Genomic DNA, 12,041 nt, shown 5'->3' on the forward strand with positions numbered 1-12,041 from the left:
AAAAGACTTACACTTTTTTGTTAGAAATAGAAAATTCTATTAACTTGTGGTAAAGATATTGAAGGCACCCTAACTCCAGTATTTACCCATTGGCCTGTATATCTATGTCTACACTCTAGTACAACATGGTTAGCTAAGGCTCTAAACCTAATTGCACGCATATTATGAAAAAGATGAGACAAATTAAAGGTGTCCACTTCTTTGAGGTTAAAATTATCCACGTTCTCCTCCTCATCAATATAACCATCTCCGAACAAGCCTTCTACATCCAAAACACATGTAGCACCCAAATAACTTATTCTATAACTAATACGGCTCATATTCATAAGAGGTATCTCAAAAAATCTATCATTATCAATTAATTGGGCCATCTATCCAATCACGGCTCTTTTCACAGGAAATTATTACTGGATTAGAAACACAATCATAATTAACATTAAAAATTGTTCGATCATCACTCTCCTCCACCCGATCAAAAATATAACCAATGCCATTATGATAGTATGAAAAAGAGTCCATAATAGCACGTATTGAATTTCTATCTTGACTCAAATTAAATGAACCAATAAAGTATGGTTCTTCAGTTTGGATATCATAGATAATATACTCTCTTTCTACCAGTAAATTTTCTGCGTATGGACTATTTAAATCAGGTAAGTCAACAAAATGTGTATAAGGCCCTCCTGGTATAAGCCTTAACCTATATGTTTGAAAAGGTACAACTCTAAGAGTTTTTTTCTTAATACGAGAATAAGTGCCTCCTGATTTCTTATCTCCTCCATCAGGAGGTTGATTAGGAGGAAGACCACCAACTCCACCTCCTAAAACACTTTTATTTGCTCCAGTGAAATTTGAAGGTAAATGTGCTCTAGCCATGCCTAACATAGAAGCTTTCATTGTGCCTTTCGGTCTAGAAGCTAAAAATGGTGAAAGCGAGAAATTACCAAATACTTGGTTAGGTAATTCACCATTCATTAATTTAAACTCGTTAATACTCGGATTATAGCTATTTCCAATTTTTTTATTTCTTACTGGGTCTAAGCCTAAATCTACATTTTCTTGAGTTAATTGTTTTTCGAGTTTCGCAAAACAAGAAAATATATAAGAGCTATGTGAGTTTACAAACACTGTTGTATCAAAATTTTCTTTGATAAAAAAGCATCTTATCTTTCTCTCACTAAGCTTTTTTATTATATCTATAAGCTGAGAATAAGATTCAGCTAAATTATTTAAGCTCCACACTACTAAAGTGTCACCTCTTTGAAGACGCTTCATGGCTTTATTTAACCCTTCTATTTTAGCTTCATCTCCAAAAACATAATCCTTATATATACGTCTTTTCTCTACTCCATATTCTCTTAAAGCATTAAATTGTAAATGTTTTTGGCAATTTGTATTTCCTAATACGAAACGTATGTATCCAATTAGCATCATGACCATTCATTAAGTGTGAATAAATTATTTTAACATATATAATATTTTAAATAAATTTAATTAATAAATTAAACTAATTAATTTATATTTTTATTAAGGTTTTAAAGCTATTATTTATCACCCTGCTTTTTATCATCTAATGACCGTCTTTAGCTTAATTATACCGAGAATAATTAGTATAAACTCAAAATAATTCCAAATAGTTTAGAAGGTGAAATAGAGGTTATCTACTACTAAACCCTATCAAAAACTCTCCATACCTTATCAAATTTGCCATATATAAAGTAACACGCCTAATCTATATATTTACCTATGCAAATTATTAATAACAATTTAAAGCAGGAAAAACTTATGAAACTAAAAATGAAACTTATTACAACTACTATTCTAGCTCTAATAAGTACAGCATCATATACTCAGGCATATGATATAGATGGATTTGATAAAAGTAGAGGTATTGATCTTTCAATATATGAAAATTATGTTGACCAGGATAGCCAAAGTAATTCAATAGCTCCTGTAAATTCAAGTGATAAATACGTTACTACCCAAAAAGAATTAGATGCTAAAGAAGCTGAGTTAACTAATGATCCAAAACTGCTACAAATAAAAAGCTCTATTAAAACTAGAGATAACAAAACTGTTGAGGCCGTCAAAGCTAAAGCTACTAGCAACCCAGGAAATGTAAAGCTAGTTGAAAAGATAATCTCTGAAGCAAATTGGAATTACCTATTCCCTGATAGAGCTCCTGAATACAGCTATGAAAATTTTCTAAAAGCTGTAGCTAAGTTTCCAGCTTTCTGTGGTAGTTATAATGATGGCAGAGATGCTGAGGCAATATGTCGTAAATCACTAGCTACTATGTTTGCTCACTTTACTCAGGAGACTGGCGGCCACGATGCTTCTAAATCTAGCATCACTCCTGAGTGGCGTCAAGGTTTAGTTTTCTTACGTGAATCTGGATTTACTGAAGAATCTAGAGATGGCTATAACCAAGAATGCGATCCAACAACATGGCAAGGTGAAACTTGGCCTTGCGGTAAATTCGAAGATGGTACATTCAAATCGTACTTCGGTAGAGGAGCGAAACAACTAAGTAATAACTATAACTACGGTCCTTTCTCACAAGCAATGTTTGGTGATGTAAGGGTATTATTAGATAATCCAGAGCTAGTTGCTGATACTTGGTTAAATTTAGCTTCTGCAGTATTCTTTTTTATTTACCCACAACCACCAAAGCCATCCATGCTGCATGTAATTGATGGAACATGGGAGCCAAATACTGCTGATAAAGCTAATGGTTTACTTCCAGGATTTGGTGTAACAACTCAGATCATCAATGGTGGTGTAGAATGTGGAAAGGGTATAGAGGCTCCCCAATCTAAAAACCGTATCAACTATTATGAAAACTTCGCTAAATACCTTAAAGTAGATATGCCTGCAGATGAGGTTTTTAGTTGTAAAGCTATGAAACCTTTTAATGCTAGTGGTGCTGGAGCTATTAACATTTACTGGGAAAAAGACGATAGTTGGGTAGCTGAAAACCCTAAAAATGAATCTTATACATGTAAATTAGTAGGATACCAAACTCCGTTTTCTGCATTTACACCAGGAGATTACACTAAGTGTGTTAAACACTTCTTTCCTGACATAGTTATTAAATAATAAGACTGTACTAAACCTTACTTATTTAAGTTAACGCTTTTTATACTAAAACTTCTGAAAATACTCTTTAAAAAGCTCTTTATATTTAACTAACTCAGCGTATGTAAGTAAAAATACACCATCGCCACCCTCACTAAAACTTAACCAAGTAAATGGGATATCTGGGCACATCTCCATCAAAGCATACTGACTATTTCCAACTTCTACAATTAAAACCCCATTTTCAGTCATATACTGATCAGCCTCTAGAATAATTCTCTTAGCAAGTTCTAAACCATCATCACCAGCCTCTAAAGCAAGCTTTGGCTCATAGTGATACTCTCTTGGCATACTTGCTAGATCATCTCTATCAACATAAGGTGGATTTGAAACTATTACATCAAACTTTTTACCTTCCAAGTTATTAAATAAATCTGATTTTATAGCTTTTACTCTATCATTTAACTTATGCTTTGCAATATTATGTCTAGCTACCTCTAAAGCACCATCAGATATATCCACCAAAGTTATATCTGCCTTTTCAAAAACATCTGAACAAGCAATACCGATACAACCACTACCTGTACATAAATCAAGTACTTCACTAATCTCATCAACATCATTTATCCACGGAGAAAAATCATTAAGAATAAGTTCAGCTATAGGTGAACGAGGGATAATAACTCTTTCATCTATGTCAAACTCCATATCAGCAAACCATGCTTTTTTAAGAATATATGGTAGTGGTTTACGTTTATATGCTCGCTGGTAAACATAATCTACAATTTTGCTTTTTTCTTCGGTAAGCAACTTTGCACTAATCATATTACTATCAATATCATGAGACATATTTATTGCCGAAAGCACCAAATGTACAGCTTCATCCCACACAGACTCTGAACCATGACCGAAATAAGCCTTTTGCAAAGTCATCTCTGAAATCGCCCAACGAATATAGTCTTTAATAGAGTGTAGATTTTCTAAAATATCCTTATGTTTTTCTCTGCTAAACATTAACTATCCTTTTTTCCAAGTTGTGCCTGTGGCTGTATCTTCTAACATAATACCTTGTTGTTGTAGCTGGCTTCTTATTTGATCAGCTGTTGCATAATCTTTATCTTTCTTAGCTTGTATACGCTTAGCTATTAGTTCCTCTATTTGCTCGATATTCACATCTTCATCACTAATATGTTTAAAATAATCCTCTACGTTTGTAAATAAAATACCCAACACATCGCACAGTTTACGTAACAAATAAGCATAGCCACTAGCTTTATATTTATTTATTGCCTTGAGTGTATTTATCTCTTTAGCTAATGAAAATAAAACTGCTAATGCTTCAGAAGTATTAAAATCATTATCCATTGCTTTTATAAACTTTTGCTCATATTCACAAGCATCATCTGGCAAATTAAACTCTATAGGCTCAATATCTCTAAGAGCATTAAATAATCTCTCAACAGAAGCTTTAGCGTTGTCTAAGTTTTCCTTTGAATAATTAATCTCACTTCTATAATTAGTCGAAGCTAAGAAATATCTAACAACTTCTGGATGATATCCTTGTAAAACATCCACTATGGTAAAAAAATTATTTAACGATTTAGACATTTTTTCAGCATTAACTTTTACCATGCCAGAATGTAACCAGTAGTTAGCAAAAGTACACTCATTACAAGCTTCTGACTGAGCAATTTCATTTTCATGATGAGGAAACCTAAGGTCAGAGCCGCCTGCGTGGATGTCAAAACTCTTACCTAAAAGTTTTTTTGCCATTGCGGAGCATTCTATATGCCAACCAGGGCGACCTTCTCCCCATGGTGAATCCCAAACTGGCTCACCCTCTTTAGCTGCTTTCCAAAGTACAAAATCCATAGGGTTTTCTTTTTCATCAGTAACCTCAACTCTAGCTCCTTGTTGCAAAGATTCTAGATTTTGCTTACTTAACTTACCATAGTCGACAAATTTAGTTACACGATAAAATACATCCTTATTTGCTCCTTGGTAGGCATAACCCTTTTCTATCAAGTCTTCTATCATAGCTATCATTTCAGGGATTGTTTCTGTAGCTCTAGGCTCACTATCAGGGACAAGGATATTAAGTTTATCAAAAACTTCATGCATAGCTTTGATATTTCTATTTACAAGCTCAGTGGTTGATTCATCATTTTGCTTAGCACGAGTAATAATCTTATCATCAATATCTGTGATATTTCTCACTAAAGTTACGTCAAAGCCGCGATATTTAAAATACCTATTTATAACGTCAAACGCAATATAAGTTCTTGCATGACCAATATGGCAGTCATCGTATACTGTTACACCACATGTATACATCTTGATTTTATTAGGAGTAATTGGCTTAAACTCCTCTTTTTTACCTGATAGGGAATTATAAAAAATCATAAAATAAAAAAATACTTTTTCTAGACGTTACATTATAAGCTATTAGTATAACTAAATTTGTAGATTTTTTAAAAAAAATTAGAGACGGTTGTTTTTATAACCATTTTCCATGGACAAAATTTTTTGCAATATGATCATACCCTCCTATTTGGAACACATTAAGTGTTAAGAAGAAGATATTAAATCAACAGTCCTTTTTAAGCAAAGCTTTTCTTTTTCTCTGTTCGTATTTCATACACAACTACAAAGCTTTTTTATATTAAATTTTACGTAAAATCTACTTTACGAGGAAGTCTATTAAAGATAAGCAATATAATTACATTTTTTATCAAAAAACATACACTACTTATCAATTTTTATGTATATAAAATGGTTTCTTTAAGGTGTAATATATCTATATAAGTTGCAAATTGGATAATAAGAAAAAAGAAGCAATTTAGAGTTGTTGTTACCAACAAGAAACCAATAAGGAAAGACAAATATGAGCATTGGATTTGAAGTAGAAGGGCGTGAAATACAACTATTATGTAGAAATCCTCATCAATACTTAGCTAGCGAACACATCAGCAGTGATGAGGATTATGATTATGATTTCCAGCTATTTGAAATCTCTTTATCTCAAGATTTACGTATAGAAGTTGCAATCGATCACTCTGCTCGAGATATTAAAACCATGATTGATCGCTATCCTACGGCCGTGATTAGTAAATTATGGCCAGGCGAATTACACAAAGCTATCATAGAGATAAAATCTACTCCAGATATGAATCGCAAAGATTCTAATTCGATGGTTAATGTATATGAAACAATAGCGGATGTTTTTCAATTCCTAGAAATTAGTTACATCTTAGAATACACTTCCTTTATTAATGATTTTAAACAACAACATTCTAGCAGTAAGACTCTATCTCAGGGTGTTGCTTTAATGCGACCAGTTGATAAGGCAAATGCTTTTATTAAAGATCCGAACCTTAAAACTCACTATTCTAAACGGAGGACAATAAAACAGTGGTATGTATACTTATGTGGGCTATCGGTCAATGATAACCCTTTAGTTCCTCTTTTAAAGGAGAAAGGTCTCAGTACCATATTCCCCGCACTGGAGTCTCATAGCTCTACTTTTCAGGAATTATGCGGCCGGATAAAAAAATGGGAAATTAATAAAGACCCAGACAAAAATATAGCTCCAAAAACAGATTTAACTACATCTTTCACGGAAGCTGAAGAGGTTTTGCAAGACCAATACCATTGGGATAATTATATCTATGATACCATTAACCCATGTACTGTTAAATATGCTGCTGATAAAAACTCCTGGGCTAGTAAATATAGTATACAAAGTAATGGGAGTATCCCTATTTCTCACATTTGTAATCCAGCTATTTTTGATGGTTTAAAAGGTTTGTTTGGTCGTTCGCCTTTTGCTTATCACTCTTGGTGTGAAATTGCTAAACGCATTAACTCTTTTTTTCTTACTTCTTCATCTATTTTCAAAGCTGGAACGTCGATTAAGCCACGTGAAATGAATCGTGTCAAAGGTTTTCTTTTTATTTTCATTTGGGCGGTGTGGTGTCGTAACCACTACCATGACTATTTAGTTAATGTCAGAAAATTCGTTATTGGCGAAGAGAAACAATATCATCCTATGTTATGTAAAACTCATAGCGTTATCGCTTACTACATTTCACTTAATCATAGAGATCAAGATTACATCAAACAAAATGCATCGTCTTTGAAGAGTTTTATTTGTGAAGTGCTCAGTACTCCTGAACGAAAGATCACTCCTGATACAGAACTAGGGTGGAGTTATTTTTCTAAGAATGATGAACAAACTACAAACAATTTAGATAGACAAAAAATTGATAAATCTATAAAGGTTGGTGCTGCCTTTGATGCGATTATATCATCAGACCAGGAGATACAATCACTTGTTACTAAATATAATGATTATGACCTGGAGCTATCAGAAGCTGTAACAATTTTAAATAAATTTAATCAAGGTAAATGGTCTGGGGAATTCCAGGATTCACTTCCTATTGATGACCCTATTAGTCCTATTTCAAAAACATTATCAGCCGTTTTTTACACTACTGATGAAGAAATTATAAAAAAATCTCGTATTAATAATCCAAACCCAATGTATGACAAGAAAGGTGTTATTAATAAAGTTAGTAACAAAATTCTTAACCAGATGGATAATAGAAACCCAGACCGTATTAAAAGTAAAGATATAGTTTTTGAGGCCCGTTCGCACGATTGTCAACCAATCCAAGATTTAGCAGGCCTTAAGGAATATCTAAAATTTCTAACTGACTGTTGGTATAAAGTGCAACCTGACTTCAAACATAGTTTTTACAGCTTTCAATACTCTGCACCTTTTGATGGAAGCTTAGGTCAACGTTGCATATATTATCCTGCCAACCCTAATGATTTTGATCCTACAATAATCAACCAAAAGGTATTAACAGGTGCTACGGCCCTTTCGAGTTATTCTTTAGTAGCTGAAATGGATACCGCCGAAATGAACGCCTTCGGTGACTCACTACCGCTAAGAAATATTAAAACAGGGTTCCCTTGGTTTAAAACTTCAAACAAGGCAGCTCCAAAAGTTTTTCTACAGACATTTCCTCCAAGTAATGTAAACCAGAAGTCTACAGATAGCAAACAGACATTTTCTCAAAATAATAAGAAACCTTTTGTCGTAGATAATAAAATTGGATTACCCCAAACCGGGGCTAAACCTCAAACTAAACCTCAAACTAAACCTCAAACTAAACCTCAAACTAAACCTCAAACTAAACCTCAAACTAAACCTCAAACTAAACCTCAACGATTTAGGTTCTAAATTCACCAAACTCTTAAGCTAGATAAAATTTTATTAAAGATATTAATTAATACCAATAAAAAAGGTAAATTTATCTATAGTTAATCCGAAATATTTCCGCTAATATGCTATAATAAATCGAAAAAAGATGCCAGCATTATAGCCAAGATTTTAGAGATATAGTAATCAATAAATATAAAGAAGGATTCACATTAAAAGAGCTAAGAGATTTTTTTGCATAGATATACGTACAGTTAGATGTTGGGTTGAAAGTTATAAAACTACAGGTAACTATAGCTCTAAGTTAGGATTTAATAATGGAAGACAAGCAAGCTTTACTGATAAACAAGCAATAGAAGAATATTTACAAACTAATCCTGATGCTAATGCTCTGGAAATTAGAGAATATTTAGCTCCAGATCTTCCTAGAAGCACATTCTATGATTGCTTAAATAGATTGGGTTTTAGTTTTAAAAAAAGACGCCAAAATATAAACAAAGAAAAGAACAAGACAGACAAGAATATTTAAATATTCTTAAATCTATTGACCCAAAGCTACTTGTTTATCTTGATGAGATGGGTGTTGATAATAAGCTATCAGTATTAAGAGGCTGATCACTTGTTGGTGAGCCTAGTTATGGAGAAGTTATAGCATATAAGACTCAAAGAAAGAGTATTATTGCTGGATATAACTATTTTGATAAGAATATTATAGCTCCACAGGTAATATAGTGGTTATACTGATACTCAAATATTTAATGAATGGTTTGAAAGACATTTATGTCCATCACTAAAACCCAAAACAACTGTAGTAATGGGTAATGCTAGCTTTCATAAATCTCCTAAATTAGTGGACATTGCTAAAAAATTTGATGTGCAAATCTTATACCTTCCTGCTTATTCTCCTGACTTAAACCCTATTGAAAAGGTATGGGCTAATTTTAAAAGAATGCTTAGGAAGATTAATAATAATTTTGAAAATTTAGCTGATGCTATTTCTCATGTATTTAACAAAATATTTTCGGATTAGCTATATATGTTATACCAATACCAAGACATTTGTGGTCATATGATATATACTGTATTTATCGATAAGAATAAGCCTTTAACTAAAAGGCTGAAGTTAATGATTATTTGGTGTAAATGTTATGAAATAAGATTTTTTATTAGCACTACACTAGACTTCTATATACCAAACCTAGATTCTGGTAAATACCATTTAAAGCTGTTATTTCGTCACAATAAGTAGAACAACCCGTATCTATATAAACTCTACTATTTGAATCACAACTATTATTGATATTACAAGCCAAACCATCTGGCATAGCATATATCTGGCCATTATCATCTCGGAGTATTTGATATTCTTTTGTACTATCTATAGATAGTATACTTAAAGTATTGGTGCTAAAGTCATTGACTCTCAAGTACTGGTCCGTAAATATAAACAAGGCTTCAAATTTAGCTATTATTTTGTTAATAGTTTCGCCAGAGTAATCAACATGCTGACTACCGTTAATTGCACTGCCTGTATAATTGTATTGGTAATACTGACTACCATTAAAGATTATATAATACAAATCAGTATTATTCTTTCTAAGAATAACTGGTGTACCTGTTGAACTAATAGCAAGCTGTGTAGCACTACTTAAACTATAATTAATAGGGTCATATGTCATAAAATTTCGCCCTTCTTGCACCAAAGGGTTTACAACATCTAAAGTAAACAAATTATCAGGCAAAGCTACTGTCACATTCGAGCTAAGTAAATCACTAGTTGATCTAAAGCTAGCTGGTGAAGTAGCTGTGAATACCTTGGAATTTGCATCGTAAATACTTGAATGTACATCTAAGTCATATACGTCTTGACCACCTTCTGACCTAATAACTTTCCTTAGAATTAAAAGTTTAGGAATATCAACACTTGAGTCTTGAAACCATTTAGTAAGTACTGTACTTCCACTAACTATCCCACTACCACTAGGCATCACTGTTTGTTGCCAATTTGCCAAATCAACTTGTGCTTGAGATGCATTATCCACTAAATTGTCTAAAGTTGTAGAAGATGTATAAGTTTTATCACTATCATAAACAGCTAAATAAATATTCCAGTTGCCACTTTTAAGGTCCCATCCCACACTAAACTTATAATCACTTATAGCTAAATCAGTTGGTATTGTAACACTAGAATCAGTACCGCTAGCTTTTATATCTAATTTGTTGCTATTTTTTTCAATATAACCTATATAAGCTCTTTTATTACTTACAATTTTACCACCATTATCTAACTTATAATTAATAACTAAAGAGTCTTTTATACTATCAGAGTTAACATAAGGCACATTTAAAGGATAAATATTATCACTATACTGAATCATAATATCTCCAATTAAGCTATTAAATATAAGATTTGTAGTGGATTGGACAACATTGTTATAAAAAAACTGGTAAGTAAGATTGCTACTTAGCAAATATGGATCAGCTTGATATAGCTCTGCATTTATGTTTTCAAAAGAAAATCCTGGGATAGTAGAGTTATGAGTTGTCAAAAACCTAAAACTTCCTGCTGATTCATCTATCGATTCATCTAAGGTGTTTGCTACGTCGTGTGTTACAAAAATGTCATCTATATATCCTTCTTCAACATTTATGTTCTCCTCCTTACTCACCAATGTATTTACTGCAAGTGCACTGATCCTAAAGTTATAAGCAAGAGCAGATATTATCACCATCAATACAAAAGCAAATATAAGAGTCGTTAGCAATGATGAACCCTTTAACTTTTTAGACTTTAGCATACAACTCCTACAGGACTACCACCTTACTAAATGCTTCACCATCAATTGTAAATGATATCTTTAATGCCGGGTAATCTGCTCTTTTAATATCCATATCGGTAGATACTGAATTCCAAGTAATATCCCCATTACTTATAGTAGCATACTCTACTTGCAAATCTTTAACTCCTCGTACTAGCTCATATGTATTACCACTAGAATTATTAGTCTTTATGTACACATATAATGAATAAATATTATTACCGTTTGCATCTTGGTCTCCTGTAGCTTTAATATAAAGGATTTCTAAACGATATATTCCAGCATAATCACCAGCGTAATATATACTATTAGGTGCAGAAGCTAATTCAACCGTATTGGTATTACTAGTTATACTTGATACTTTAGTTAAGTTAATATCGCTTTTATTACATAAAGCCATGTACACACCTACGGATACATTGTCCAAAGAGTCAAGCTTTAATATCGTTGACAAAATGTTAGTATCTTTAAGTTTAGTATGACTATCTTCTTTTTTGACCATTATATAGTTAGTTCCTGATTGATAACAGTTACTGGTGCAGCTACTTCCTAAAGAAGATTTAATATTATTACTATCTAATGGTAAAGGGCCTACACGCAATCCCGAATTTCCTAAAAAAAAACTATCTAAAGAGTCCCCAGTTTTATCATAATAAGTTTGACTACTATAACCAAACTTACATGCAAACCCAGTATTTTTGATAAAATCGTACAAAGTCTTTTTAATAGTTAACTCTTTGACTTCAATAGATAGTTTATCTTTGAAAGAGTTATATTTAGTCTTTGCTGTGTAATAAATAGTTATAACCATAGAAAAAACTATCATAGCAATTATTGTAGAGACTAATAATTCTACTAACGTCAAGCCCTTTCTTAACCTTGCTAAGTTTTTCCTAGCATACATTTAATAGATCCTT

At 32.5% G+C, this 12,041-nt stretch carries 8 protein-coding genes and 1 pseudogene; 3 read left to right on the top strand and 6 right to left on the bottom strand.

Translation table 11 applies throughout. The features are described 5' to 3' along the window. Positions 1 to 20: 20 nt before the first annotated feature. Positions 21 to 371, bottom strand: coding sequence for a hypothetical protein (locus E3E15_RS06695; RefSeq protein WP_172107057.1), 351 nt, complete (start codon positions 369 to 371; stop codon positions 21 to 23). Beyond that, complete coding sequence (locus E3E15_RS06700; protein ID WP_172107058.1) at positions 355 to 1,434, bottom strand: recombinase family protein; 1,080 nt, start codon at positions 1,432 to 1,434, stop codon at positions 355 to 357. The genes E3E15_RS06695 and E3E15_RS06700 overlap by 17 nt, the downstream gene beginning before the upstream one ends. Positions 1,435 to 1,785: 351 nt before the next feature. Between E3E15_RS06700 and E3E15_RS06705 the strand changes: the two genes are divergently transcribed. Beyond that, positions 1,786 to 3,099 carry a chitinase gene (locus E3E15_RS06705; RefSeq protein ID WP_245313657.1) on the top strand — a complete coding sequence of 438 codons (1,314 nt, stop codon included), beginning with the start codon at positions 1,786 to 1,788 and terminating at the stop codon, positions 3,097 to 3,099. Positions 3,100 to 3,144: 45 nt separating this feature from the next. Here E3E15_RS06705 and prmB read toward each other — a convergent pair whose 3' ends face one another. Together prmB and cysS are read right to left on the bottom strand one after the other, a co-directional pair. Continuing rightward, positions 3,145 to 4,092, bottom strand: a complete 948-nt coding sequence (gene prmB / locus E3E15_RS06710; protein ID WP_172107060.1) for a 50S ribosomal protein L3 N(5)-glutamine methyltransferase — start codon at positions 4,090 to 4,092, stop codon at positions 3,145 to 3,147. Between the two features lie 3 nt (positions 4,093 to 4,095). After that, entirely contained in the window at positions 4,096 to 5,481 is a 1,386-nt protein-coding gene (gene cysS, locus E3E15_RS06715) for a cysteine--tRNA ligase (protein ID WP_172107061.1), read from the bottom strand. Positions 5,482 to 5,962: 481 nt separating this feature from the next. Here cysS and E3E15_RS06720 point away from each other — a divergent pair, with 481 nt between their 5' ends. Both E3E15_RS06720 and E3E15_RS06725 read left to right on the top strand, forming a co-directional pair. After that, positions 5,963 to 8,326: a hypothetical protein gene (locus E3E15_RS06720; RefSeq protein ID WP_172106130.1), complete on the top strand. Its 2,364-nt coding sequence runs from the start codon at positions 5,963 to 5,965 to the stop codon at positions 8,324 to 8,326. A 116-nt stretch (positions 8,327 to 8,442) separates the two neighbouring features. Further along, positions 8,443 to 9,335: pseudogene (locus E3E15_RS06725) on the top strand (IS630 family transposase). Positions 9,336 to 9,477: 142 nt separating this feature from the next. On the opposite strand, the gene E3E15_RS06730 reads toward E3E15_RS06725, so the two are convergent. Continuing rightward, entirely contained in the window at positions 9,478 to 11,103 is a 1,626-nt protein-coding gene (locus E3E15_RS06730; protein ID WP_172107062.1) for a hypothetical protein, read from the bottom strand. Positions 11,104 to 11,110: 7 nt separating this feature from the next. After that, positions 11,111 to 12,028 carry a photosystem I protein M (PsaM) gene (locus E3E15_RS06735; protein WP_172107063.1) on the bottom strand — a complete coding sequence of 306 codons (918 nt, stop codon included), beginning with the start codon at positions 12,026 to 12,028 and terminating at the stop codon, positions 11,111 to 11,113. Positions 12,029 to 12,041 lie beyond the last annotated feature (13 nt).

Source organism: Allofrancisella frigidaquae, assembly GCF_012222825.1.
GTDB classification, from domain to species: domain Bacteria; phylum Pseudomonadota; class Gammaproteobacteria; order Francisellales; family Francisellaceae; genus Francisella; species Francisella frigidaquae.